The organism is Micromonospora sp. NPDC127501 (genome assembly GCF_040302185.1).
In the GTDB taxonomy this organism is placed as follows: Bacteria; Actinomycetota; Actinomycetes; order Mycobacteriales; family Micromonosporaceae; genus Micromonospora.
Map to the genome: position 1 here is coordinate 185802 of NZ_JBEORJ010000007.1, position 25469 is coordinate 211270.

General features: G+C 73.0%; 21 protein-coding genes, 1 pseudogene and 1 riboswitch. Of the genes and pseudogenes, 7 read left to right on the forward strand and 15 right to left on the reverse strand.

Features of this window, described 5'->3' with window-relative positions; translation table 11 throughout:
• Positions 1 to 2: 2 nt before the first annotated feature.
• The 3 genes from ABTW72_RS18455 (at position 3) to ABTW72_RS18465 (ending at position 4865) form a co-directional block, all read left to right on the forward strand.
• A complete protein-coding gene (locus ABTW72_RS18455; RefSeq protein WP_350860251.1) occupies positions 3 to 677 on the forward strand; it encodes a TlpA family protein disulfide reductase in 675 nt (224 codons plus the stop codon).
• Entirely contained in the window at positions 674 to 1570 is an 897-nt protein-coding gene (locus ABTW72_RS18460; RefSeq protein WP_350860252.1) for a cytochrome c biogenesis CcdA family protein, read from the forward strand. The genes ABTW72_RS18455 and ABTW72_RS18460 overlap by 4 nt, the downstream gene beginning before the upstream one ends.
• 148 nt (positions 1571 to 1718) lie before the next feature.
• Positions 1719 to 4865 carry a discoidin domain-containing protein gene (locus ABTW72_RS18465; RefSeq protein WP_350860254.1) on the forward strand — a complete coding sequence of 1049 codons (3147 nt, stop codon included), beginning with the start codon at positions 1719 to 1721 and terminating at the stop codon, positions 4863 to 4865.
• A 152-nt stretch (positions 4866 to 5017) separates the two neighbouring features.
• Here the strand turns inward: ABTW72_RS18465 and serS are convergent, their stop codons facing one another.
• The 5 genes from serS to ABTW72_RS18490 form a co-directional block, all read right to left on the reverse strand.
• Positions 5018 to 6304, reverse strand: a complete 1287-nt coding sequence (gene serS / locus ABTW72_RS18470) for a serine--tRNA ligase (RefSeq protein ID WP_350860256.1) — start codon at positions 6302 to 6304, stop codon at positions 5018 to 5020.
• Positions 6305 to 6401: 97 nt separating this feature from the next.
• Positions 6402 to 7484, reverse strand: coding sequence for a DNA polymerase III subunit beta family protein (locus ABTW72_RS18475; protein WP_350860258.1), 1083 nt, complete (start codon positions 7482 to 7484; stop codon positions 6402 to 6404).
• A gap of 25 nt (positions 7485 to 7509) precedes the next feature.
• Positions 7510 to 8706, reverse strand: a complete 1197-nt coding sequence (locus ABTW72_RS18480) for a saccharopine dehydrogenase family protein (RefSeq protein WP_350860260.1) — start codon at positions 8704 to 8706, stop codon at positions 7510 to 7512.
• Between the two features lie 50 nt (positions 8707 to 8756).
• Positions 8757 to 9905: an alcohol dehydrogenase catalytic domain-containing protein gene (locus ABTW72_RS18485; RefSeq protein WP_350860262.1), complete on the reverse strand. Its 1149-nt coding sequence runs from the start codon at positions 9903 to 9905 to the stop codon at positions 8757 to 8759.
• A complete protein-coding gene (locus tag ABTW72_RS18490; protein ID WP_502892219.1) occupies positions 9902 to 10342 on the reverse strand; it encodes a hypothetical protein in 441 nt (146 codons plus the stop codon). Before ABTW72_RS18490 ends, ABTW72_RS18485 begins: the two co-directional genes overlap by 4 nt.
• Positions 10343 to 10418: 76 nt before the next feature.
• On the opposite strand from ABTW72_RS18490, the pseudogene ABTW72_RS18495 reads away from it, so the two are divergent.
• A pseudogene (locus ABTW72_RS18495) lies at positions 10419 to 13333 on the forward strand (winged helix-turn-helix domain-containing protein).
• Positions 13334 to 13338: 5 nt separating this feature from the next.
• Here the strand turns inward: ABTW72_RS18495 and ABTW72_RS18500 are convergent.
• The 3 genes from ABTW72_RS18500 to ABTW72_RS18510 all read right to left on the reverse strand — a co-directional run bounded on the left by ABTW72_RS18500 (position 13339) and on the right by ABTW72_RS18510 (position 15158).
• Positions 13339 to 13887: a DsbA family protein gene (locus ABTW72_RS18500; RefSeq protein WP_350860267.1), complete on the reverse strand. Its 549-nt coding sequence runs from the start codon at positions 13885 to 13887 to the stop codon at positions 13339 to 13341.
• A complete protein-coding gene (locus tag ABTW72_RS18505) occupies positions 13884 to 14381 on the reverse strand; it encodes a redoxin domain-containing protein (RefSeq protein WP_112675870.1) in 498 nt (165 codons plus the stop codon). Before ABTW72_RS18505 ends, ABTW72_RS18500 begins: the two co-directional genes overlap by 4 nt.
• A gap of 90 nt (positions 14382 to 14471) precedes the next feature.
• Positions 14472 to 15158 (reverse strand): BON domain-containing protein, encoded by a 687-nt coding sequence (locus tag ABTW72_RS18510; protein ID WP_350860269.1) that lies wholly within the window; start codon positions 15156 to 15158, stop codon positions 14472 to 14474.
• A 357-nt stretch (positions 15159 to 15515) separates the two neighbouring features.
• On the opposite strand from ABTW72_RS18510, the gene ABTW72_RS18515 reads away from it, so the two are divergent.
• Entirely contained in the window at positions 15516 to 18224 is a 2709-nt protein-coding gene (locus ABTW72_RS18515) for a cellulose binding domain-containing protein (RefSeq protein ID WP_350860271.1), read from the forward strand.
• 153 nt (positions 18225 to 18377) lie between these two features.
• On the opposite strand, the gene ABTW72_RS18520 is transcribed toward ABTW72_RS18515, so the two are convergent.
• Positions 18378 to 18776, reverse strand: coding sequence for a hypothetical protein (locus tag ABTW72_RS18520; protein WP_091409235.1), 399 nt, complete (start codon positions 18774 to 18776; stop codon positions 18378 to 18380).
• Positions 18777 to 18945: 169 nt separating this feature from the next.
• Positions 18946 to 19086, reverse strand: coding sequence for a hypothetical protein (locus ABTW72_RS18525; RefSeq protein WP_167457621.1), 141 nt, complete (start codon positions 19084 to 19086; stop codon positions 18946 to 18948).
• A 385-nt stretch (positions 19087 to 19471) separates the two neighbouring features.
• Here ABTW72_RS18525 and ABTW72_RS18530 point away from each other — a divergent pair, with 385 nt between their 5' ends.
• Positions 19472 to 19834: an STAS domain-containing protein gene (locus ABTW72_RS18530; RefSeq protein ID WP_030330302.1), complete on the forward strand. Its 363-nt coding sequence runs from the start codon at positions 19472 to 19474 to the stop codon at positions 19832 to 19834.
• 18 nt (positions 19835 to 19852) lie between these two features.
• On the opposite strand, the gene surE is transcribed toward ABTW72_RS18530, so the two are convergent.
• Positions 19853 to 20680, reverse strand: a complete 828-nt coding sequence (gene surE, locus ABTW72_RS18535) for a 5'/3'-nucleotidase SurE (RefSeq protein ID WP_350860274.1) — start codon at positions 20678 to 20680, stop codon at positions 19853 to 19855.
• On the reverse strand, positions 20677 to 21654 hold the full coding sequence (locus tag ABTW72_RS18540; protein WP_350860276.1) for a PfkB family carbohydrate kinase: 978 nt from the start codon (positions 21652 to 21654) through the stop codon (positions 20677 to 20679). The genes surE and ABTW72_RS18540 overlap by 4 nt, the downstream gene beginning before the upstream one ends.
• 187 nt (positions 21655 to 21841) lie before the next feature.
• On the opposite strand from ABTW72_RS18540, the gene ABTW72_RS18545 reads away from it, so the two are divergent.
• Positions 21842 to 22306, forward strand: coding sequence for an SRPBCC family protein (locus ABTW72_RS18545; RefSeq protein ID WP_350860278.1), 465 nt, complete (start codon positions 21842 to 21844; stop codon positions 22304 to 22306).
• A gap of 241 nt (positions 22307 to 22547) precedes the next feature.
• On the opposite strand, the gene ABTW72_RS18550 is transcribed toward ABTW72_RS18545, so the two are convergent.
• From ABTW72_RS18550 to ABTW72_RS18560, 3 genes are all read right to left on the reverse strand, one after another.
• Entirely contained in the window at positions 22548 to 23057 is a 510-nt protein-coding gene (locus ABTW72_RS18550) for a hypothetical protein (RefSeq protein ID WP_350860280.1), read from the reverse strand.
• 139 nt (positions 23058 to 23196) lie between these two features.
• Entirely contained in the window at positions 23197 to 24261 is a 1065-nt protein-coding gene (locus tag ABTW72_RS18555; protein WP_502892220.1) for a coiled-coil domain-containing protein, read from the reverse strand.
• 5 nt (positions 24262 to 24266) lie between these two features.
• Positions 24267 to 24398: riboswitch (cyclic di-AMP (ydaO/yuaA leader) on the reverse strand.
• 144 nt (positions 24399 to 24542) lie between these two features.
• On the reverse strand, positions 24543 to 25460 hold the full coding sequence (locus tag ABTW72_RS18560; protein WP_350860282.1) for a cation diffusion facilitator family transporter: 918 nt from the start codon (positions 25458 to 25460) through the stop codon (positions 24543 to 24545).
• Between the last annotated feature and the right edge of the window lie 9 nt (positions 25461 to 25469).

The window sequence follows — 25469 nt, forward strand, 5'->3', positions numbered from 1 at the left end:
GGATGCGGATCAGCGTGGCGTGGACAGGGGCCGGGCAGCTACGCCGCTGGGCAGCGGCCGGGCAGCTACGCCGCTGGGCAGCGGCCGGGCAGCTACGCCGTGCCGCCACCGCCGGGGCGCTCGTGGTGGCCCTGGTCGGCGTCGCCGCCTGTACCGGCACCGCGCCGGGTGGGCCCGTCGCCGCCGGATCGGCCCCGGCCTCGACCGGCGCCCCGCCCACCCCGACCGGCGCCCCGCCCACCCCGACCGGCGGACCATCCGCGACGCAGGTCCCGGACGTGCTGCGCTTCACCGGGACCACGCTCGGTGGGGCCGCGTTCGACGCGGCACGGTTCGCCGGCAAACCGGTGGTGCTGTGGTTCTGGGCGCCGTGGTGCGCCACCTGCGCCAGTCAGGCCTGGACGGTGGCCGAGATCGAACCCAGGTACCGGGACACCGTGCCGATCGTCGGCGTCGCCGGACTGGGCGAGCGGAAGGCCATGAAGGAGTTCGTCACCGAGTTCGACCTCGGTGCGACGCCACAGATCGAGGACACCAAGGGCACGCTCTGGAAGCGGTTCAAGGTGACCGAGCAGAGCATCTTCGTGATCATCGACCGGAACGGCGCTGTCGTCCACCACGGCTTCCTCGACGGTGAGGCGCTCACCGCCAGGGTCGCCGCACTGGCCGGGGCGTGAGCGCCGCACTGCTGCTCGCGCTGACCGCCGGCATGCTCGGCGCGGTCAACCCGTGCGGCTTCGCGTTGCTGCCCGCGTACCTCTCGCTGTTGGTCGCAGGGTCGGACACCCGCGGCGCGGTCGGCCGCGCGCTCACCGCGGCGGCTGGGCTGACAGTGGGGTACGTGCTGGTGTTCGGCGCGGTCGGCCTGGCGCTCGCGCCGCTGGCCGGCTGGTTGCGGCCCCGGCTGCCGTGGCTGACCGTGGCCCTCGGCGTGCTGCTGGTGGTGGCCGGCTGCTGGTTGCTCGCCGGTCGGCGACTGCCCGCCCCCGGCTGGTCCGCCCGAGCACCCCGGCTGACCCGGTCCTGGCCGTCGATGGTGCTGTTCGGCGCGGCGTACGCGCTGGCGTCACTCGGCTGCGCCATCGCGCCGTTCCTGGCCATCGTGGTGACCAGCCTCCAGGCCGGCTCGACCGGTCAGGGGTTGGCGCTGTTCGGTGCGTACGCCCTCGGGATGGGTCTGGTGGTCGCGGTCGCCGCGCTCGGGGTGGCGCTGCTGCGCGACGGCCTGGTGGCCCGGCTGCGCGTCGCCGGCGCGCTGGTGCCCCGTCTCAGTGGCCTGATGCTGCTGGTCGCCGGCGGCTACGTCGCCTGGTACGGCTGGTACGAGCTACGGCTCGCCGCCGGCCGCCGCGACGCCCTGCAAGACCCGGTCATCCGAGCGGCGTCCCGGGTCCAACACACTCTGGCCAACGCCGTGGACACCCTCGGCCCAGCCCTGCTCCTGGCCACCCTGGCGGCCCTGCTGATCCTGGCGGCCCTGACCCGGGCCCGCACCCACCGCCTCCGCACCCCACCCCGCCTCGTCGATCATGAAGTTGTTGCCACGACACCCCGAGGCGACGGGCAGTAACTTTCATGATCGACGGCCGGAAGGGCGGGGGTGTCTTGCGGTACCGGAACCCCCGCCGGCCGAAGCCCTGAGGCGACGATGTTGGTCTTGACATCCCGAAACGATCGTCAGAGTCTGTCTGACAACGTTGTCACACCGAAGGGCCACCATGCGTACATCCGAATTCGAGTTGAGCAGGCGGCGGCTCCTCATCCTTGGCAGCGCCATCGGCGCTGGACTCGCCATCGCCCGACCCGCCGCCACCGCCCAAGCCGCGCCAGCCGCCACCACGTCATACGCTGCGGCCACCGGCCCGGTTGCCAACACCTACCACGCGCTGCTGCTCGCCCACACCCGATGGGCCGAGGAGCAATGGGATCCGGCGATCAACGCGTACCGCCTCGCGGACTTCAGGTTCGCGGTCGTCCTCGGTAACGCGGTCCTGCTCATCTCGCCCGGGTACGACCCGGCGGCCGCAGGCGTCGACCGGGCCACGCTGCACGCCCGCACCGTCGCCACCATCCGCCGATTTGCGGCCACCAACCGGCTCGCCGGCGGCACCGAGTGGGGCCGACAGCTCTTCTGGGACAGCACCTTCGAGCTGTACTTCGTCCTGGCCGCCCGACTGCTGTGGTCCGAACTGGACGAGGTGACCCGCAACAACGTCGACCGCATCGCCCGCGGGCAGGCCGCGTACGCCCATTCCCTCGGCACCGGTAACGACCCGCTGAGTGGCAGTTGGACGCCGAACGGCCTCACCGGTGGCTGGATCGGTGACACCAAGCTCGAGGAGATGGGGGTGTACGCCCAGGCGATCGCGCCCGGCCTGGCCTGGGCGACGGACGACCCCGCAGCCGCGGCGTGGCGCGAGCGGTTCCTGACGTGGACGCTCAACGCGACCGGCCTACCCGCAGCCGACCGCGCCAACCCCGCCGTCGTCGACGGGCGGGCGGTCGCGGACTGGAACACCGCCCACAACATCCACGACACGTTCCTGGTCGAGAACCACGGCTCCTTCGGCCCGCACTACCAGGAAGAACTGTGGCGCACTGCGGGTCGTACCGCCGCGCACTTCCTCACCGCCGGCCAACCGCTCCCCGAGGCACTCACCCGGCAACCCAGCGCCGCCCAGCTGTGGCGGACCATGCGGCTGCTGGCCAGCGATGCCGGCGAACCCTTCATGCCGATGGTCGCGGACCGCTACCACCTGTACGGCCGTGACGTCCTGCCGCTCGCCTTCCTCGCGCAGGTCCAGGGCGACCGGCACGCCGCCCGGGCCGAGGCGGACCTCGCCGACCGGCTCATGCCCTACCTGAACTACCCGCCCCAGTATCGGCTCACCAAGTTCAGCGGCGAGCCGAAGTACGAGCCCGAGGCCCGGGCCGAACTCGCCATCAGTTATCTCTTCCATTCCTGGCGGGCAGCCAACGGCGGCGTGGTCGAGCCGGTCGCCAGCACCACGTTCTTCGCGGCGGCGGCGGGCACCCGGGACTTCGGGGAGCAGGCCGGGCTGACCGCCCAGCAAACCCCGACCGCCTTCGCCGCGGCGGTCAGCAAGACCGGGTACGTCTCGTTCCTGTGGGCCCCCGCCCACGACAACTGGTTGTTCGACACCCGGGCCGCCTCGCTGCTGCCGAGGCAGTCGGCGCCGGTCCTCGGCCGCACCTCCGCTGCGTACACCATGGCCCGGGACGGTCTCGACGCCACGGCCACCGTTCTACGCGTCGCCGGCGGCACCGCGGGATACGTCACGCTGCCCACCGGTACGGTCGTGTACGCCACCACCGGCATCGGTGCCGACGAGGGCGCGCTCACCCTGTTCAACCTGGACATGCCCGGTGTACCCGGGCTCACCGGCACCCGCACCTTCACCGGCGAACAGGGGTCCGTCACCCTGGCTGGAGACCAGGGCCTCGGCGACGGCGGAACCGACCAGATCAGCTTCGCGCCTCGTCCAGCCAGGTACGTGCGGATGCTCGGCCGATCCCCCGTCAACCAGTACGGCTACTCCCTGTTCGCCTTCGCCGTGCTCGACGCCAGCGGGATCGACCTCGCCACCGGCCGGCCCACCACGGCCTCGTCCGCCGACCCCGCCTACCCCGCACCGAACGCGACCGACGGCAAGTCCGGCACCCGTTGGGCGGTCGCCCGGGAGGAACGCGGCCGCGCGGACAGTTGGCTCGCCGTCGACCTCGGCGAGTCCATCGACATCAGCGGCGTACGCCTGGACTGGGAGGCCGCGTACGGCACCCGGTACGTCATCCAGACCTCTCTGGACGGCAGCAACTGGAGCGACGCGGCGGTCGTGCCGGACAGCCCGACCATCGCCGGCTCCTGGCTGGACGTCGACGGACGAGCGGGTCTGGTGGTCCACAACGGCCAGAATCCGATCACCGTGACCGCCACCACCGTCACCCTGTCCAGCGGACCGGCCACCGGCAGCACTCGGCTGATCATCGAGGGGTACACGGGCGCGAGCAGGTCGGCCCTGGCCGCCGCGGCGTCTCGAACCCTGCCCGATGGCGGTCCGGAGGCGTTGCGCGTGAGTGACGCGGACGGATACCTGAGCCTGTTCAACCTGTCCGACGACGACATCACCACGGCGGCCGTCACCCTGTCGCAGCAGGCCACGCTGCGGTTGTACCACGGAAGCCAGGTCACCGGATCCGGGACCACCAGCTACCAGGTCGACCTTGCCGCCGCCACCGCACGCGTCGAGCCGCCGCGGTTCACCGCGACCGCGGCACAGCCGGCGAAGTCGATTCCCGCCGGTACCCGGTTCGACGTCACCGACTCGCACCACCTCCGAATCACCGCACCCGCCGAGCACATCGTGATGGTGCAGCTGGAGTCCGCGGCCGGCGGCGCCCGACGGCGGGTGACGGTACCCGCTGGACGCAGCCGGGACGTCGCGTTCGCGGGTGGGACGGTGACGCCAACCAGCGACCTGGCCCGGTCTCGGACGACCTACCCGACGTCACCGCTCCCGGCTGGCATGACCGACCCGTCGGCCGCCGTCGACGGCGACCCGGGTACCGCCTGGCAACCCGGCCCGACCGGCCGATTGGTGATCGACCTCGGATCGCTCCGGGATCTGGCATCGGTCCGCCTGACCTGGACTCCCGGTCGGCGGCGGCCGATCACCGTAGCCACCTCTGCCGACGGGCTCGGCTACGTAGCGGTCGCCTCGGTCCCGAAGCCGCGACCCGAGACCACCATCTCGACCAGGTCCTCCGGGCGGTACGTGGCGATCGCGGTCGCCGACTGGCAGCCCGGTGACGCCCGACTGACCCACGCCGAGGTGTTCGGTGCCTGAACCGGCACCGCACGTCCGCGCCGGAGCCGGAACAGCTCCGCGTCGGGATTGACCACGGTGTCACACCCGTGGCCAAGTGGACGGCGGCGGGACCGGTGCGAAGGCATCAGTCCCGCCGCCGTCGACCAGGTGCGGGGAGCGGTGTTCTCTAGCTAGCGCAGCGGGGTCAGGCGGTCGGTGCCCAGGCGGTCCTGGAGGACCTTGGGAATCAGGACGCTGCCGTCGGCCTGCTGGAACTGCTCCAGGATGGCCGGGAAGAGCCGGCTGGTGGCCAGCGCCGACCCGTTGAGGGTGTGCACGAAGCGGATCTGCTTGCCGCCCGGCTCGCGGTAACGGATGGCCGCCCGACGAGCCTGGTAGTCGCCGGCCCAGGAGACCGACGACACCTCCTTGTACTTGCCGGTGCTCGGCATCCACACCTCGATGTCGAGGGTCTTCTTCATCGAGGCGCTGGCGTCACCGGCCGAGAGCAGCGTGCGCTGGTAGTGCAGACCCAGCCCCTCGACCAGGCTCTCGGCGTGGGCGAGCATCTCCTCCAGCGCCGCGTCGGCCTGCTCCGGCAGGGTGAACTGGAAGATCTCCACCTTGTTGAACTGGTGCCCCCGCACCGTGCCGCGCTCGTCCGAGTGCGAGCCGGCCGACTCCCGCCGGTAGCACGGGGTGTACGCGAACGCCTTCAGCGGCAGCTTCGGGGTCTCCAGGATCTCGTCCTGGTACGCGCCGAGGATCGCCGTCTCCGACGTGGGCAGCAGGAACTGGCCACGCGGGGCGGACGCCGAGTCCAGGTGGTAGACGTCGTCGTAGAACTTGGGGAACTGCCCGGCGGCGAAGCCGGCCGAATCCAGCAGCAGGTGCGGCGGGAGCAGGAACTCGTAGCCGGCCTTGATGTGCTGGTCGACGAAGTAGTTGAGCAGCGCCCACTCCAGCCGGGCGCCGACGCCGGTGTAGATCCAGAAACCGGACCCACCGAGCTTGACCCCGCGCTCGTAGTCGACCAGGCCCAACGCGCGGCTCAGCTCCACGTGGTCGCGGACCTTCTCGATCACCGGCGGCTCGCCGAAGGTCTTCACCACCCGGTTGGCTTCCTTGCCGCCGGCCACCACGTCGTCGCTGGGCAGATTGGGCAGCTCACTCATCGCGTCGCGCAGCCGGGCCTGCACCTCGTCCAGCTGGGACTCCAGCTCGGCGAGCTGCTTACGCTCCGCCTCCGGCGCGGCGGCCTGCGGCTCCTCGCCGGCCCGCTTCGCCTGCGCGTACGCCCGGGCCTCGGCCTTGCGGCGCTGCCGCTCGGCGTCGATCTCCGTGATCAGAGCGCGGCGTTCCTGGTCGAGCCGCTGGATCTCGTCCAGGGCACGGGTGACCTCGGCGGGATCCAGACGCTTCGCCAGCGCGGTCGCCACCGCCTCGCGATCCTTCCGGATCAACTCCATGTCGAGCATGCTGCTCCGTACGCCTCCGTCCGGGGTTCACAGGTGAACCACCAGATGCTACCGTCGCGGCCTTTTCCTCCCCGGACGGGGAGTGCTGGCCGCCGGCTCAGAGCCGGATCGGCATGAGCACCGAGTAGGTGTCCGCGTCGTCCGGTCGGCGTACGGCCAGCGGGGCGATCGGCCCGTCCAGCTCCAGCACCAGTTGCGGCGCGCCGGCCGCGTTCAGCGCGTCCAGCAGGTAACCACCGTCCACCCCGACCCGCAGCGCGTCGGTGCCCAGGTCGGCGGCGGGAAGCAACCGCAGCCCGCCCCGGTCGTCGACACCGAGCACGGTGACCTCCCGGGTCGTGCCGTCGTGGTCGAGGGCGACAGTGGGGGCCGCCGGGTCGGCCAGCGCGGCGCGCAGCGCGGCCACGTCCACCGGGATGCGGCGCGCGCCCGGCCGCTCACCGACGGACTTGCGCAGCAGCCGGTGGTAGTCCGGGAATTCGTACGGCAGGGCGGCGCCGGTCAGCGTCTGGTCGGCCACCCGCACCCGTAGGTCCGCGCCCGCCACTGTCAGCCGTACCGGCCAGGTGTCGGCGCTGTCGAGCAGTGGCCGGAGCTGGTCGACGAGGGCCACCGGAACGAACACCCGCACCGGCGGCCCGTCGACGTCGGCCCGGGCCCGAGCCAGCGCGAGCCGGTACCGGTCGGTGGCGACGAGCCGGACACCGTCGGACTCCACGTCGAACAGCACGCCGGCGAGCATCGGCAGCTCCGGGTCGACGCCGACGGCGAAGCGCACCGCGTCGAGCGCCGCGGCCAGGGCGGCCGGGGCGACCAGAAGTGTGGTGGCGGTCGACGGGGCCGGGTCGACCAGGGCCCGGAGCCGGTCGACCTCGCGGCGGGCGTCGCTGAGCCCGTCGGCCAGCCGGCGCAGGTGCGCGTCGAGCAGTTGGTGCACCACGGCCGGCTCGGCGCGTACCGCGGCGGCGATCTCCGGCACCGGCATGCCGATCCGGCGCAGCCCGGCCACCAGCCGGGCCGGGGCGATCTGCCCCTCGGTGTACCAGCGGTAGCCGGTCACCGGGTCGACAAGGGCCGGCTCCAGCACCCCCGCCGAGTCGTAGAAGCGCAGTGCGCTGACGGTCAGGCCGCTGGCCCGGGCCAGCTCGCCGATGCTGTGCAGGTCGCTCACGCTGGGCATCCTGCCCCCTCGACCCGGTTGAGGGTCAAGCCGACGCCTCCCGCGTCTCCTGCTTGAGCACCCGGAAGGTGAGGCCGGCCCGGACGAGCCGGTCGAGCAACGCGTCACCCATCGCGGCGACCGGGGTGAGCTGGCCGGCGGTCGGCGGCAGCTCGTCGAGCGCCAGGCACAGCGCCGACTCGGCGAGCATCTTCGCCGTCTCGTCGTAGCCGGGGTCACCGCCGGCGACCTCGGTGACCACCCGCTGCCCGCCGCCGGTGCCGACGAACCGGACCCGGAACCAGGAGGACGCTCGCTGCTGGGCGGTGGGCCCCTGCCCGGACGCGAGCCGGCCGAGCAGCCAGCGCCGGCTGGGCGGCAGCTTCACCAGCCCGATCAGCGCACCGAGCCCGGCCGCGCCGGCCAGCACGGTGGGCAGCCGCTTCACCGCGGCGAAGTGCCGGTAGCGGAAGTCCGGGCCGTACTCCGGGCGGGCCGCGGCCGAGCGGCGGACCACCTGCGGGTCGATGGTCGGCAGCGGCACGGTCCAGATCCCCAGCTCCGCCGAGCGGGCCAGCCGACCGGGCACCGCCCGGACCCGCCGGTCGGTGGGGCGCGGCTCGACCGCCCGGCGGGCCCGGGCGGCCTGGCTGGCCTGCCCGGTGCGGGAGAACGCGGTGAGCGCCGAGTGGTAGGTGCCGGCGGAGAACCGGCCGCCGGCGCGCACGTACCCGTCCACGGTGATCGGGACGTCGGCGGGCAGCTGCTTGACGGTGAACCAGACGCCCAGGTCGTGCGGGACGGAGTCGAAGCCGCAGGCGTGCACCAGCCGCGCGCCGGTGCGGGTCGCCTCGGCGTGGTGGCGTACGTACATGAGGTCGACGAACTCCGGCTCGCCGGTGATGTCCAAATAGTCGGTGCCGGCCCGGGCGCAGGCCGCGACCAGCGGCTCCCCGTGGTGGATGTACGGACCGACAGTGCTGGCCACCACCCGGGCGCTCTCCGCCACCGCCCGCAGGGAGTCGGCGTCGGTCACGTCGGCGGTGAGCAGCGGCAGGTCGGCCAGGCTCGGGTCGATCGCGGCGAGCCGGTCCCGTACGGCGGCGAGGCGCTGCGGGTTGCGCCCGGCCAGCGCCCAGCGCAGCTCGGCCGACGCGTGTCGGGCCAGGTATTCGGCGGTCAGGCCGCCGGTGAACCCAGTCGCTCCGAACAGCACCACGTCGTACGTTCGCTCGCCAGTCATCCTCAGAGTCTGCCATTCGTGATCGCCGATCAGGGATCACGAGGAGGTGGTCACGGCGTGAACACGGCGCGTACGCAGCCGTCGGCCCGGTCCCGGAACAGCGCGTACCCCTCGGGGCCCTGCGTCAACGGCAGCCGGTGGGTGGCCAGGTGTTCGGTCCGCAGCTCGTCACGGGCCATCCGGTCCAGCAGCATCGGCACGTCCCGCAGATCCGGTCGACCGGCGCCGCGCAGCGTGAGACGCCGCTCGGTCAGCGCACCCAGAGGGAACGCGTCGACGAAACCGCCCGTGCCGCCGAGCACCACCACCACGCCGCTCTTGCGACACGCGTGCACGGCCTCCCGCAGCGCGTCCGGTCGGTCGGCGTGCTGGCCACCGAACCGGTCGGCCCTCGACCGGGCCGGTGGCGTGCCGACCGCCACCACGCACACGTCCGGCCCGCGCCCACCGCTACGGTCGCGCAGTTCGGCCGCGACGTCGGTGCGGCGGTAGTCGAGCGGCTCGGCGTCGGAGTGCCGCTCGGCCATCCGCAACCGCTCCTCGTGCCGGTCCACGACCAGCACGCGGGCGGCACCGCGCAGCACCGCCGCCCGGGCGGTCAGCTGACCCACCGCCCCGGCGCCCCAGATCGCCACCACGTCGCCGGGGCGCACCGCACCCACCTCGGCGGCGAGCCACCCGGTCGGCGCCACGTCCGCGGCGAACACCGCCCGGTCGTCGTCGACGGCGTCCGGCACCCGGAAGGCGCTCACGTCGGCGTACGGCACCCGTACGTACTCCGCGTGGCCGCCCGCGAAACCGCCCGCCGCCCGGGGCCGGCCGAAACAGCCGGCGTCGGAGCGGGCCCAGTCGGGGTCGGCGCTGGCCAGATCGGCATGGGCGTTGTCGCAGCAGGAGTGCAGGCCCTGACGGCAGTACCAGCAACCGCCGCAGGCCACGCTCGCGCCGACGACCACCCGATCGCCGGCGCGGTGTCGGCGGACCCCGGGGCCGACCTCCACCACCTCGCCCAGGAACTCCGCGCCGAGCACGTCGCCGGGCCGCAGCAGCGGGTGCCGGCCGGCCAGCAGCGGCAGGTCGCCTCCGCAGGTGGCGCTACGCCGAACCCGGACGATGACGTCACGCTCGTTGCGCAGCTCCGGGTCGGGGACCTCGCGTACGGCCAGCTCGCCGGCGGCCATCCAACACAGCGCTCTCACCCGTGGACCTCGGGGCGGTCCAGCGCGGACCGGTCCGCGCGGAGCACCTCACCGGCCTCCACCCGTTGCTTGATCTGGCGCAGGGCCCGGCGGACCAGCAGACCCGGGTCGTCGCCGACCAGGTGCGCGGCCAGCCCGGTTGGCGGGGTGACGCCGGCCAGCGGCCGGGCGGCCAGCTCGGTGCCCCGGTCACCGGGCGCCGGGCGCACCCGCACCTCGACCGCCCCGTCCAGGCGGCGCAGCGGCTCCGGCCAGCGGCCCTCCGGAAGCACCTGCTCCGGCGGCCGGTCGACGGTCACCACCTCCCACCGGGCCGGCGCGGCGGCGTCGCCGTCCGCGCCCGGCCGGGGACCCCGATGGGGTACGCGCAGCAGCCGCGCCGCCCCGGCCAGCGCCGCGCCGCCCACGGCGGGTCCCGCCCGTGCCAGCCGTCCCATCGGTACCACCCGTCCTCCCGGTTCACGTCCCCAAATCGTCGGTCGCACCCGGGTGAAGCGCGCTCGCCCGGAAGGGGTGAACCGGCCTGTGCCGGGTAACCGCTCGCCGACCGGGGGCGGAGCGCGTGGTGGGGGTGGGGCTGGGTGCCGGAACAGGATCACGTACGCGTCGAACCGGCACCGGGGCCACCGCTGTTGGCGTCCCGGCTGACGCCGGCCGTGCCGCCGGAGCCGGTGGTCGCCCGGCCCCGCCTGCTGCGCCGGTTGGACGAGGGCAGCGCGGGCCCGGTCACCCTGGTGGCCGCCCCCGCCGGCTGGGGCAAGACCACCCTGCTCGCCTCGTGGATGCGGCTGGGCGGCGCGCCACCCGACGTGCAGCCGGGCGCGGTCGTGCCCGACTCCGGCGACCTGTCGGTCTCGTCGGCTGACGACCCGGTGTCGGCGTGGATGTCGGTGGAGGCCGGCGACGACTCCGACCGGCTCTGGGCGTACCTCGCCGCGGCGCTGCGCTCGGCGACCGGGGCGACGGAGGGCGGCCCGGTGCCCGACCGGCCACCGCGCCCCGACCAGTTGGAGGCGCTGGCCGCCACGCTCGCCGCCGCCGACCGGCCGGTGCTGCTGATCCTGGACGACCTGCACCGGGTTGCCGACCCGGCGGCGTTGACCGGCCTGGAGTTCCTGCTGCGGCATGCCGGGCGGCGGCTCCGTCTGGTGATCGGCGCGCGGGCCGGACTGCACCTGCCACTGCACCGGCTCCGCCTCGCCGGCGAGCTGACCGAGATCGGCCCGGACGAGCTGGCGTTCACCGACGACGAGGTGGCCGACCTGCTCACCGCCCACGGTGCCGCGCTGCCGGCGACCACCGTGCACCGGCTGCGGGAGCGCACCGGCGGCTGGCCGGCCGCGCTGCGCATCGCCGCCCTGGCGGTACGCGGACAGCCCGACCCGGAACGCTGGGTGGGGCAGTTCGGCGGAGACCAGCCGGAGATCGCCGGCTACCTGCACGAGGAGGTGCTGGCGACGCTCGACCCGGCCGAGGAGGATCTGCTGCGCCGTACCGCCGTCGTCGACACCGTCTGCGCCGACCTGGCCGAGGCGCTGACCGGCCGCGCCGACGCCGGGCAGGTGCTGGCCGACCTGGCCGGGACCGGTGGTCTGCTGCACCGGCAGGACGCCCGGCCGCCGTGGTACCGGTACGAGTCCCTGCTCGCCGACCTGCTCCGTGCCGACCTCGCCCGGTTGCCCTCCGACGAGCTGCGCGAGCTGCACGTCCGGGCCGCCGACTGGTACGCGGGCGATGGCCGGCCGGCCGACGCTCTGCGGCACGCCCTGGCCGCCGGCCGCTGGGACCTGGCCGGTGACGTGTTCGTCGCGCACTGGCCGGAGTTGACCCGCTACGACCGGGACCCGGTGCACGCCCCGGCACCCACGCCGCCGCCGGTGGAGGTGATCCACGCCGACCCGGAGGTGGCGTTGGCCTGCGCCGCCGAGCGCGCGTACGCCGCTGACCTGCCGGCCGCCAGCGGTCACCTGCGGGCCGCCGCCGGGCACGCCGCGGGCCTGCCGGTGCCGCGCCGGGACCGGTTCCTGCGGTTGGTCACCGCGCTGGAGCTGACGGTGGCCCGGCTCGCCGACGACCGCACCGAGGTCCGGGCCGCCGCGGCTCGCCTACTGCGCACCCGCCCGGCGGAAGCCACGCCGACCCGGCTGCCGACCGGGGTGACCGGCTCCGCCCCGACGGCCGGTGGTGGTGGCGCCGCCGACGACCTGGACCTGCGGACGTTCACCGGCACCGCGCTCGGGCTGGTCGAGCTGGCCGACGGGGCGCTGCCCACCGCCCGGTTCGTCCGGGCCCGGGCGGCCGCTCGGGAAGCGGGCCGGCCGCGTACCGAGCTGGTCGCCGCGAGCCGCGCCGCGCTGTTGCTCGCGGTGCGCGGCGAGCTGCGGGCAGCCGAGCAGGCAGCCAGGGACGCGCTCGGCATGCCGCCCTGTCGGGGCTGGTCCTGTCGGCTCGACTGCGGCCACGCGTACCTGGCCCTCGCCGTGGTGGCGCTGCTGCGCGACCAGCCCGAGGAGGTTACGGCGAACCTCGCCCTCGCCCTCCCGGCGCTCAACGTGACCGGCGGCCGGGACGGCGACCCCGAGGTGAGCGACGACTGGCTGACCGCTGCCGCCGACGAACCGGTGGCGGTGACGGTTGCCGCGTTGTGTCAGGCGCAGCTCCACCGCGACTCCGGCGAGCCGGCGAGCGGCCAGCGGCTGCTCGTCCGGGCCCGGGAGGCGCTGGCCGACCGACCGTCCGCCGCCGAGCTGACCGGTCTGCTGCGGGCCGCCGAGGCCGAACTGCGGGCCGCGCGGGGCGACCTTGACTCCGCCCGTGACCTGCTGTCCGACGCCGCCGACGAGGGGGCCGACCCGGTGCTCGCGGTGACGTTGGCGAAGGTGCAGCTGCTGGCCGGCGACGCCGCCACCGCCGAGCGGACCCTGCCGGACTGGCAGGCGCCGGCCGCCACGGCCTGGCCGCTACCGGTACGCCTGGACGCCGGTCTGCTCGACGCCGTGCTGGCCCAGCGAGCCGGGGACGGCCGACGGGCGGGTCGGATCCTGGAGCAGACGCTGGACCTGGCCGGCCCGCAGGGCTGTCGCAGGGTCTTCACCCGCGCCGAACCACCCGTTCGGGACCTGCTGGCCGCACACCTGGACGCGGGCACCGCGCACTTCACGCTGGTCAGTGACCTGGTGCGGGGCGCGGGACAGAGCGCCGTCGGGCCGGCCGCCGGGCCGAAGGGCGTGCTCGACGAGCCGCTCACCGAGCGGGAGCTGACCATCCTGCGCTACCTGCAGAGCATCCTGTCCAACGTGGAGATCGCCAGCGAGTTGTCCCTCTCGGTCAACACCGTGAAGACCCACGTCCGCAACATCTACCGCAAACTCGACGCGACCCGCCGGCGCGAGGCGGTCCGGCGGGCGCGCGAGTTGCGGCTGATCTGAGCGGGTCAGGCGTTGGCGGCGGCGTCCGCTGCCGTCAGCAGGTCGGGCAGGTCGTACCCGCCGTCGTGCCTGACGCCGTTGACGAAGAGGGTCGGGGTGCCGTTCACCCCGCTGCGGATGCCCCCCACGAAGTCCCGGCGCACCCGGTCCGCGTGCGTACGGTTCTCCACCTCGGCGTTCAACTCGTCCGGCGGCAACCCGACCTGCTCGACGCCGAGCGAGAGGTGCACCGGGTCGAGTTGGTCCTGATGCTCGTAGAGCCAGTCGTGCATCTCCCAGAACCGGCCCCGGACCCCGGCGGCCTCGGCCGTCTCGGCGGCCCGTTCGGCGTACGGGTGCACGTTGGCGATCGGGAAGTAGCGGTAGACCAGCCGTACGGTGTCGGCACGCTGCCGCAGCAACTCGTGCAGGTTCGGGTACGCGGCACCGCAGAACTGGCACTGGAAGTCGCCGTACTCGACGATGGTCACCGCCGCGTCGGCCGGCCCCCGGATGTGGTCGTCGGTGGTCACCGGGTCTCGAAGTCGGGCGGTGACCTGTAGTGGCGTGCTCATCCGGCCATCACCTTCCGATCGGCGGCGAGTTGGTCCAGCGCGTCGAAGATGCCGTCGGCGCCGGGGTTGACGTCGGGCGGCGACAGGTAGCTCCAGGTCACCTTCCCCGCCGGGTCCAGCACCACCAGCGCGCGGGCCGCCTCACCGTTCGGCATGTACGCGCCGTAGCTGCGGGCCACCTCGCCCTTGGGCTCGAAGTCGGCCAGCAGGGGAAACTCGATGCCCCGGCTCTCCGCGAACGCCCGGTGGGACCAGATGCTGTCCACCGACACGCCGAGAACCACCGCCTGGTACTGGGCGAAGACGGGGGCCGCCGACTGGTAGAGCGACATCTGGTCACCGCAGACCGGGCTCCAGTCGGCGGGGTAGAAGGCGAGCACGACCGGCCGGCCACGGAACTGCTCGGGCCCCAGCAGAGCCCCGTCCGGGGTGGCCGGCAGGGTGAAACCGGGCGCGGTGCGCCCCGGTTGGATCAGCCCGTTCGGATCACTCATGCCACCAGCCTGCTCCCGGGGTGGGTGAGGCAGGCTCACCCACCCCGGGTGGTTCCGCGCCCGTTCACCGCGCGCTGGGCCGGCGCCCGCTCAGCGCAGCACCGGGGCGACCGCGATGTGGTTCTGCACCTCCCGGATGCCCGGCGCGGACCAGGCCACCTGCTCGACCTCGGCACGTTCGGGCATCGAGTGCACCAGGCCGGCGAGTATCGCGGTGTCGCCGTGCACCCGGACGCTGATCCGTTCGGCCTCGGTCGCTCCGGCCCGGGCGAGGGCGTCGACGATCCGGTCGGCCACGTTGCGGGCGTCCGGCGTGGTGGCCGGTCGGACGGTGATGCCGTTGCTCACGCCGCGTACGCCGGTCAGCCGGGCCACCGCGCGTTCGGCGGCTCGGCGTTGGTACTCCCACTCGACGTCGCCGTGCAGCGTCACCCAGCCGGCCGAGACGGTGACCTGGAGCTTCTCGATGGGCACGAACGCGTCCCACTCCAGCCCGTGGCTGGCCGCCGCGGCCAGGTCGCTGTCGGCACGCTCGGTGCCGTTGGTGAGCTGCACGGCCACGTCGTTGGCGACCGCCCGGACCGAGGCGACCCGGTGGGCGGCCCGCTCGGCGGCCCACTTCTTGGCGTAGCTGTCCACCCGGCCGGTCAGGGTGACGACGCCCTCGGCGACGGTCACGCCGATCTCGTGCGGCTGCACCCGCGGTTCCCAGGTCAGCTCGTCGAGCACGGCGGACTGGATGTCCTGGTCGGTGCGGTTGATCTCCGCGATGGCCATCTGTCCCTCCTCCGCTGTTTCGGTGGCGGACCGGGTGCTGGCCGCGGCCGGAGGTCCGCCGTGCTGCGATCCTGCCGCCGTCCCGGGTGAGCCGCCCTCGCCCGGACCGGGTGACGGCGCGGTCCGACCTGGGCGGCACGGATGGAAAGTGGAGACGAACATCGATGGTGGGAGCGCTTCCAAAGCGAGCCGGTTTCGGTTACGGTAATCGCGTTCCTCGATCGCGGGAGCCGTCGCGTCGGGTGGTGGAGCCAGGGCAGCTCTGCCCGTCCCGTCGTCGTGCTCGTCCCCCGGGCCACGGCGTCACCCAGGCGATCGACCCCGTCCCCCGGGGCTCCATCCCGAGAGGAACCGCAGATGCGGAGAAGTCTCACCGGCACCGTCGTGTCCGTGTTGGCCGCCGCCACAGCCGTCGTGGTGGTCCCGTTCACCGCCGCTGGATCGGCACCCACCCCGGCCGCAGCGGAGGCGTACACCTGGCGGAACGTCCCGGTGGGCGGTGGCGGCTTCGTCCCCGGCATCGTCTTCAACCCCACCGAGAAGAACCTCTCCTACGCGCGCACCGACATCGGTGGGGCGTACCGCTGGGAACAGGCCAGCCAATCCTGGACGCCGCTGCTCGACTGGGTCGGCGCCGACCGCTGGGGCTACAACGGCGTGGTCAGCATCGCCACCGACCCGGTGCAGACCAACCGGGTCTACGCCGCGGTCGGCATGTACACCAACGGCTGGGACCCGAACAACGGCGCGATCCTGCGCTCGGCCGACAAGGGCGCCACCTGGCAGGCCACCGAGCTGCCGTTCAAGAACGGCGGCAACATGCCGGGCCGGGGAATGGGGGAGCGGCTCGCCGTCGACCCCAACCGGAACAGCATCGTGTACTACGGCGCCGAGGGCGGCAACGGGCTGTGGCGCAGCACCGACCACGGCGTCACCTGGGCCCGCGTCGCCGCCTTCCCCAACGTCGGCAACTACCGGGCGGACCCCAGCGACCCGAACGGCTACAACGGCCAGAACCAGGGCTTGACCTGGGTCAGTTTCGACAAGAGCACCGGCACCGCCGGCTCCACCACGCAGACCGTCTACGTGGGTGTGGCGGACAAGGAGAACCCGGTCTACCGCAGCACCGACGGCGGCGTCACCTGGGCGCGCATCCCCGGTCAGCCCACCGGCTACCTGGCCCACAAGGGGGTCGTCGACCCGGTCGGCGGTCACCTCTACATCGCCACCAGCGACACCGGCGGCCCGTACGACGGCGGCAAGGGCGACGTCTGGAAGTTCACCCGGTCGACCGGGGCCTGGACGCGGATCAGCCCGGTGCCCTCCACCAGCGCCGACGCCTACTTCGGCTACAGCGGGCTGACCATCGATCGGCAACGCCCGAACACCCTGCTGGTGGCCACCCAGGTCTCCTGGTGGCCGGACGCCATCTTCTTCCGCAGCACCGACGGCGGAGCGAGCTGGACGCGGATCTGGGAGTTCAGCAACTACCCGGAGAGGTCCCGCCGCTACACCATGGACATCAGCTCGGTGCCCTGGTTGACCTTCGGCTTCAACCCGGCACCCCCGGAGGACGCGCCCAAGCTCGGTTGGATGAACGAGTCGGTGGAGATCGACCCGCACGACTCCAACCGCATGATGTACGGCACCGGCGCCACCATCTACGGCACCACCGACCTGACCAGGTGGGACACCGGCGGTCAGTTCACCCTCCGGCCCATGGTCCGGGGGCTGGAGGAGACCGCCGTCCTCGGCCTGATCAGCCCGCCCAGCGGCGCACCCCTGATCAGCGCGCTCGGCGACGTCGGCGGCTTCCGGCACACCGACCTGGACGCGATTCCGTCGATGCTGTTCACCCAGCCGGTGTTCACGTCCACCACCAGCCTCGACTACGCCGAGAGCAAGCCCGCGGTGCTGGTGCGCGCCGGCAACTTCACCGACGCCGACCGACCCAACGACAGTCACGTCGCCTTCTCCACCGACGGCGGCGCCACCTGGTTCCAGGGCACCGAACCGTCCGGGGTCAACCTGGGCGGCACGGTGGCCGCCGCGGCCGACGGCAGCCGCTTCGTCTGGGCGCCTGGTGACGCGGGTCAACGCGTCGTCCACTCGGTCGGGTTCGGCAACTCCTGGGCAGCGTCGACCGGCATCCCGGCGAACGCCACGGTCGAGTCCGACCGGGTCGACCCCACCCGGTTCTACGGCTTCAGCGGCGGGCGTTTCTACCTGAGCACCGACGGCGGGGCCAGCTTCACCCCGACCACCGCGACCGGGCTGCCCACCACCGACGTGCGGTTCAAGGCCCTGCCGGGCCGGGCCGGCGAACTGTGGCTGGCGGGGCCGGGTGGTCTGTGGCGCTCCACCGACGCCGGCGCCAGCTTCACCAGGCTGGACGGCGTCAGCGCCTCCGGCAACGTCGGTTTCGGCAAGGCGGCACCCGGGCGGACCAACCCCGCCGTGTTCCTCTACGGCACGGTGAACGGTCAACCTGGCGTGCACCGCTCCGACGACACCGGCGCGACCTGGGTACGCATCAACGACGACCGCCACCAGTACGGCAATCCGACCGAGGCGCTGACCGGCGACCCGCGGGTCTACGGTCGGGTCTACCTCGGCACCAACGGTCGCGGCATCCTGGTCGCCGACCGCACCGGCGGCGAGCCCCCGACCACGCCGCCCCCGACCACACCGCCGCCGACGACGCCACCACCCACCACGCCGCCCCCGACCACGCCACCACCCACCACGCCTCCGCCGTCCTCCGGCTGCGCGGCGACGTACCGGGTGACCGGCTCCTGGTCCGGCGGTTTCCAGGCCGAGCTGGTGGTCCGCAACTCCGGAAGCGCCCCCATCGCCGGCTGGACGCTGGGCTGGACCTTCACCGACGGCCAACGGATCGACCAACTCTGGGGCGGCACCCACACCCAGACCGGAGCCGCCGTGTCGGTCCGGGACACGGGCTGGAACGGCGCGCTCGCCGCCGGTACCAGCACCACCGTCGGCTTCCTCGGCTCGTGGATCGGTCGCAACACGTCCCCGGCCGCCATCACCTGCACGAGTCGCTGAGCGGGTGATCCGGGCCGGGACTCCGGATCATCACCAGACACCGGTCCGCCGGGCCGCCTGAGGGGTCCGGCACCCGGCGGACCGGGTCCACTCCAGCACCACGACGGGCCCCGCTCGACCTGAGTCGATCGGGGCCCGTCGTGGTGCTGTCGTTCAGATGGCGGGGGAGTTGGGGCGGTCGACGTCGACGAACTCCACGTCGTCGACGGCACGGTCGTCCCGGCTGCCGGCGGCCCGCGCGGCGGAGCCGACGGCCCAGCCGACCGCCGCGCCGACGAGCGCGGCGCCGATCAGGAGCGTCCAGGGCAGTGCCGGCTGGCGGCCAGCGAGCGCGTCGAAGGCCAGCGAGGCGCGGCGTCGCGCCTCCTCGGCTGCGGATCCCACCAGGTCACCCGCCCCATCGGCGAGATCGCTGCTGTTCTGGCGGGCCGAGCGGGCGGTGTCCCGCACACTGTCTCCGGCATAGCTGACGGCCGAGAGCAGGTGCTCCCAGGCCTGGTCCGCGATCCGCTCCGGCTTGCTGCGGCGGTCCAGCAGGTTGGTTCCGAACATCGTGGTTACCTCCTCGGGTGCCGAAGCCGCCGGCCACTTCGGACTTCGGCGTCTTTCCAGCGCGTCACGGTGTCGCCTACCCCGCAGTGCCCCGCGTCAGCCGAACGCAAACCCCGACCGCCGCGGAGCACCGGTAGCACGGCGCGCCGAAACCCGGCGCGCCACCGAATCAGCGCACCGCTGACACGGCGACACCTCGGGCGAAATCATCGTCATCGTCGTCATCGTCGCCCCCGCCACCGAAACCGCAGGCCAGGACGAGGGCGAGCAGAACACCGACGCCGGCCAGCCCGGCAAGTCGCTTGATCATCGAAGATCCTCTCCGTCACGGTGGTGTCCCGGCCGATGCTAGGGCGCGTCGGCAACCGGGGGCGCCGATCGTGCCGGCCGACGGTGGGCGACACGCCGACGGCACACGGGCAGGCGGACGTCATGGGCCGGTTGTCGGGCGTGCCGGGTCCGGACCGCTACCCTGGTTCGGCGGCGCGTCGGTCACGACCGATCGTCGATGGTCAGATAACGAAAAGTCTTGAGTAATCAGATACTGAAAAGTGCGGATATGGGTGGCTTTGTGGGCCCGGATCCGCGAATTGCTCATCCCGAGGGGTGGCGACCGAGGCCGTCGGAGGAATACTCTCGGTCGCGGCCCGCGTACTGATGAGGCGCCCGGGGGACGGGCGGGTGGAGGTGCTCGCGTGAGCCTGTCGATCGTGAAGTCGGTTCTGTCCGGTGGTGTCGTGGAGATCGCCCCACGGGGTGAGATCGACGTCGACACAGCGTACGAGGTGCGCGAAGCGATCGCAGAGGTGCTGGCCAAGGGCCGCCCCCTGCGCATCGAACTCAACATGAGGTTGGTCACCTTCATCGACTCGGTCGGCATCAGCGCCATGGTCGCCGGCTTCCAGACAGCCGAGGTCAGCGACGTCAAGCTGGTGGTCACCGAGCCGAGCCGGTTCGTGCACCGGCAGCTCTGGGTGACCGGCCTGCTCGGCCTCTTCGGCGCCCCGGAGCCCTACTTCGCCGGCGCCGCCACCCCCGAGGTGCTGCCCGGCGCCTGAGCGTGCCGGGCGTCCCCGTCAGGGCTGCTCGTCCAGGCCGGTCAGGTCGATGTCGGTCGCCTCGGTGACCGCTCGGATGGCCGTCACCGACGCGTACCCGGCGGCCAGCAACGCCACGTCCGTGCCCGGCTGTGCGGCCTGCCCCGGCTCCTCCAGCGAGGTACGGACGAACCCGTGGCCGGATTCGGCCACCGTCATCTGCACCTGACCGAAACTGGCCAGGGTGCCGCGCCGCACCCCGCGCAGTTGCCCGTGCGGCAGGTCCGGGGTGTTCACGTTGAGCACGCTCTCCATCGGCGCGGAGGTCAAGCGGGGGAGCAGGTCCAGGGCGACCCGCGCGGCGGTGCCCCAGTGCCGCTCGGCGTCGCGTACCCGGGCGGCGGCGTCCACGGCGGCGCCACCGCTCGCGGCCGTCGCCTCGCCGGCCGAGAGCACGTCGAGGGAGACCGCCATCGCCCGGCAGCCGTTGGTGGCGGCGGTGAACGCGGCGCCCACGGTCCCGGAGTGCAGCACCGCCCGGCCGGCGTTGGCGCCCCGGTTGACGCCGGAGAGCACCACCGACGGCGGTGGGCCGAACGCCCCGTGCAGGGCGATCAGCGTGATGAAGCCCGGGGACCCGGCGACCCCGTACGCCGGCACACCTACCAGGTCCGGCAGCGGGTGGTCGTTCACGACGACCCGCCCGTCGCGCTCCATGGCGCTCATCGCGGCGCTGGTGCCGCTCGCCTCCTCCATCGGCGCGGCCACCACGACGTCCAGGCCCCGCTGCCGGGCAGCCCAGGCCAGCGCCTGGATGCCCGGCGCGGCGATCCCGTCGTCGTTGGTGATCAACACCCGCAGGGTCATCGCTCGACCACCCGGCCGGCCAACTCGTCCGGCGTGGTCCGCTCCTGTTGCCGGCTGTCCGCCGGCACCAGCCGGACCCGGTCCACCAGGCCGGTGATCGAGTCCAGCCGCCCGGTGCCCAGGCCGTGTCGGGTCACGTTCAGCGCGCCAGCGGCGGCGCCGGTGCGGATGGCGGTCCGAATGTCCCCGCCCCTGGCCACGGCGGCCGCCACTCCGGCGGTCATCGAGTCGCCCGCGCCGCGCGGGTCGGCGGCCTCCAGCCGGGGCATCTCGACCTGGAACAGCTCCCCGTCGATGAGCGCCAACGCCGGCTGGTCGGCGCGGCTCACCACCACCGTCTCGGCGCCGCCCGCGTGCAGCTCGTACATGGCCCGGGTCAGCTCCTCGGTGTCGTCGCTGTGGGCGCGGCCGTCGCGGATCAACTCCTCGTGACTCACCTTGAGGAAGAACACCCCGCTCTCCAGTACCGAACCGAGGTGATCGCCGGAGAGGTCGACCACCACCCGGCCGCCGTTCGCGCCGAGGTCGGCGGCGAAGCGTCGGTACAGGTCGGCCGGTACGAGCCACGGTTCGTTCGGCCCACTGAGGATGCTCACCGAGGCCCGCAGGCCCTCGCCGAGGGCGAGGTTGTACAGCTCGTCGATCTCGTGCCGGCTCAGCGGCTGCCCGGGCACGTCGGCGATCTCCTGCCGGGAGCCCTCGCGGCGATCGTGCACGTACCCGCCGCTGCCGGAATCACGGACCACCACCTTGAGGTCCACGCCCTCGCTGACCAGTAGGGGCTCCAGCACCTGGCCGATCTCACCGCCGAGGGCGGCGCAGAGCACCACGTCGACTCCGAGGGAGATCACCATCCGGGCCTGCCAGACGCCCTGTCCGCCAGGGTGCAGGTGCAGCTCGGGGTGGTCGTTGGGCTGGTCCACCGTCACCGTCAGCTGTGGAGTGGGCGCGAAGACCATCACGTGCCCACTCATCGGTCGTCGCCGTTCATGCTGGCCGCCCTCCGGCATCTACGGAAGTTTTGTACTAAACGACCTTAATGGCGCAAGCGGTCACAGGCCGTCTCATCCGCCCGGTCCGGCGCGGCGCTGAGGGCCCGGGGCGTTGCCAGCCAGACATCGGTACGAGACGATCGGGCGACCAACGACGGCGGGAGACGGTGTGCTCAGCAGCGGTACCTTCAGCTACACCGTCCAGGCCCGGTGCTCACCCGCCGAGGCGGCAGCGTTGCTCAGCAACCTGACCCGGCAGGGCGAGTTGCATCCGCTGATCGTCCGGGTTCGCCGGGTGCCGCCCCGGCCCGGCGCCCAGGCCAGCTACACGATCAACGACCGGTTGGCGGCCGGTCCGCTGCGCTTCCGGACCACCTACCACGCGGACGTGCTGATCAGCGAGGCCGACGAGATCGTCATGGTCGCCCGCCAGTGGCCGGCCACCACGGTGCGAAACCACACCCGACTACGCGCCGAGCCGGACGGCCTGGTCCGCATCGACGTCGAGATCACCCTGACCGCGCCGAGGCCGCTGTTCCGCTACGCGTTCCGCCAGGCCCAGGCCGCTCACCTCGCCCTCGCCACCCGGCTGGGCGCCGCCCTGGACCGCACCGGCAACCCCCCGCCCACCTGACCCGCCCCCGCGCCGCCCCGCGTTCGGCGCTGGCGCTGCACCATCGTGCTCAGGACCTGGGTGTCACTGCCGTTCAGCAGGCAGAGCGCGCCCGCTGCGTCGATCTTGCAGTTTCGGTTGTCAATATCAGCGGGATGCCCCATCTGTCGGGACAGTAAGTGCAAGATCGCGGGGCAGGGCAAGGCTCTTGCGCTCAGCGCGACGGCTTTGACCTGCTCCCCGCGTGCACCGGCGGCGACGCCTACTTCGTGGTTACAGCGCGGTCGCGGCTCGTGTGGGCGGGTCGGGCGGCGGGACGCCTGCCCCACGGCTTGTAGGTGGACAGCACCGTCGCGATGATCATCAGGCTGGTCGACACCGCCGGCGCGATGACCAGGTCGGCGCGATCTCGTGCGGGCAGGGCGCCGCCGACCGCTCCAGCGTGCCGCAGGTTCGGGGTGAGCAGGAACAGCACCAGCCCGACCATCACCGTGGTGAGCACGAGCTTGACCAGCACCCAGCGGTGGCGCAGCAGGCCCCACGGGGTGAGCAGCGAGCTGGCGACTCCGATCAGCCAGACCAGAACGCTCAGCGGCGCGAACAGCACCGTGCCGACCAGGGCCGTGACCGGATAGACCACCGCCGGGTCGGCCCCCCGCTGCACGGCGATGCCGAGGGTGAGCAGCACCAGGTCGGCGCCGAGCCAGCCGAGCGAGGTGACGAGGTGCAGGGTGAGCAGCGCCTTGCGGGTGGTGGGTCGGATCCTAGGCATACCGCGATGCTGCCCGCGGACGGCGGCCGGGTCGTCCGACGAGCGACGACATCAGGGGTACGCCCGGCGACGTAGCCCGGCCCGGACGCACGTGATGCCTGTGAGCCATCACGACTCACAGGCATCACGACTGCGTGGGTCAGTAGACCGACAGGTGTACGTGGTTGGTGTGGTCGGTCGACGGGGTGCCGTGCGCCCCGCTGTACGACTTCCACCCGCTGCTGGGCAGCCAGATCTGCCTGTACCAGATCACGTAGAGCACGGCGAGCCGGTCCGCGTTGCGGATGAAGTACGCGGCCAGGTTGTTGCCGTACGTCTTGTCGCCGCCGGTGGCGTTACCGCCGAAGCCGCCCTTCTGCGCCGCGAAGTCGCAGGCCCGGCCCTTCGGGTGTTCACCCGAGCCGCTGGGGCGGTGGCACGAGACGTACCTGGTGAATCCCGCGGCCTTGGCCTGGTTGAGCGCGTGCAGGGTGCGGGGGGTGATGCAGCCGTTGGCCGGGGTGGGGTCGTTGACGCTGCACGACTCGGAGGGCCAGGAGCCGTCGGAGTTGCGCGGCGCGGCCGTCGCGTTGGCGCTGGAGGTGCCCCGGTTGGAGCTGGTGTCGGCGGTGGTCTGCGGCTTGGGTGTGGTGGCCACGGTCAGGGCCCGTTCGGCCTGCTCCTTGCGCTTGGCCATCACCGCGACCTGCTTGCGCTGCTCGTTGATCTCGCCGTCCAGGGCGACCCGGGTGCGGTTGGCCTTGTCCTTGCTGTCCAGGAGGTCGCGCAACACCCGGTCCTCGTTGGCCGCCACCGCGTCCAGCGCGGCCGCCCGGTCCATGAAGCCTTCCGGGGTGTTGCTGTTGAGCAGCGCCGACATCGCGCCGAGCCGGCCAGTGCGGTAGGCCACTTCGGCGATCTCGCCGACCTTGCCGTTGCGCTGGTCGATCTCGACCTCGATGGTCTTCAGCTGGGTGGCGAGCTGCTTCTGCCGCTGAATGGAGGTGTCCAGGGCGCGCTTCGCGTCCAGGTAGCCCTTGCTGGCCGCCTCGAGTTGGGCCCGCAACGCCGGGGTGCCGCCCTCCTCGTCGGAGTCGGGTGCGGCGGCCCGCAGGCCGGTCGGGGGAGCGGCCGAGGCGGTGCCGGCCGGAAGCGCGACGCCGAGGGCGAACATCGCGACGATCAGGGCCGCCAGTCGGGCGGCGGGTGGTCGTGCTGGTGCCACTGCGCATGTCCTTCCGTCAGCCGCCGACCGGGTTAGCTGACGGGTTCGGGACGGAAGATCCCTACCGCTGACGCGGATACACCCCAGGAACATGGTTCCCCGGTTCGCCCAGTTGGGCGATTAGGCGGCGACCGCCACCGGCGCCGGGAGGGCGCCGCCTGGTGGAGGCCGGGACCGAGCCTACCGGTGCCAATGGGGCCGCTGCAGCCAATGTGACGGACGGTGCGTGCGACACCACGGAAAATTACGGCAAAAGCGGAGGAAGGCTGTGAAAACCCCCGTCACCACTCGATGGAGCCACACGCTCCGGAAGCGGCGCCGGGCTCGATCTGCAACGTCGCGTGCTCGATGCGGAAGTCGTCGTGCAGGGCCGTACGCGCCGCGGTGAGCACCGCACCGACCTCCGCGCCGGGTGCCATGGTCAGGTGGGCGGAGGCCACCTCCATCCCCGAGGTGAGCGTCCAGACGTGCAGGTCGTGCACCTCGACGACACCGGGGACGGCGGCGAGCCGGTCGTGCACGGCCGTCACCTGGAGGTGCTCCGGGGCGGCCTGCACCAGGATGCGGATGGCGGCGCGGGCCAGCCGCCAGGTGCGCGGCAGGATGAACACGCCGATGGCGACCGCGACCAGGGGGTCGGCCCACCACCAGTCGGTGACGGTGATGAGCAGCGCCGCGCCGATGACGCCGAGCGAGCCGAGCAGGTCACCGAGCACCTCCAGGTAGGCGCCCTGGAGGTTGATGCTCTCCCGGACTCCGGCGCGCAGCAGCGCGAAGGCGGCGATGTTCGCGAGCAGGCCGAGCACGGCCACCGCGAGCATCGGGCCGGCGATGACCTGGTGCGGGTCGCCGAAACGGCGGATCGCCTCGATCACCACGTAGATCGCGACGCCGGAGAGCAGGACCGCGTTGGCCAGCGCGGCGAGCACCTCGAGCCGGTAGAGCCCGAAGGTGCGCTGCGGGTCGCCGGTGGCCCGCCTTGTCGCCGTGATGGCGGCGAGCGCCATCCCGATGCCGAGCACGTCGGTGAACATGTGCCCCGCGTCGGAGAGCAGGGCGAGCGAGCCGGTGTGCAGGGCGACCACCGCCTCGACCACCATCAGGGTGGCGAGCAACCCGAACGCCGCCCAGAGTCGACCTCGGTGCTGGTGTGCGGCATTGGCGACGGACCCATGGTGGTGGTCATGACCTGCGCCCACGAGAACCAC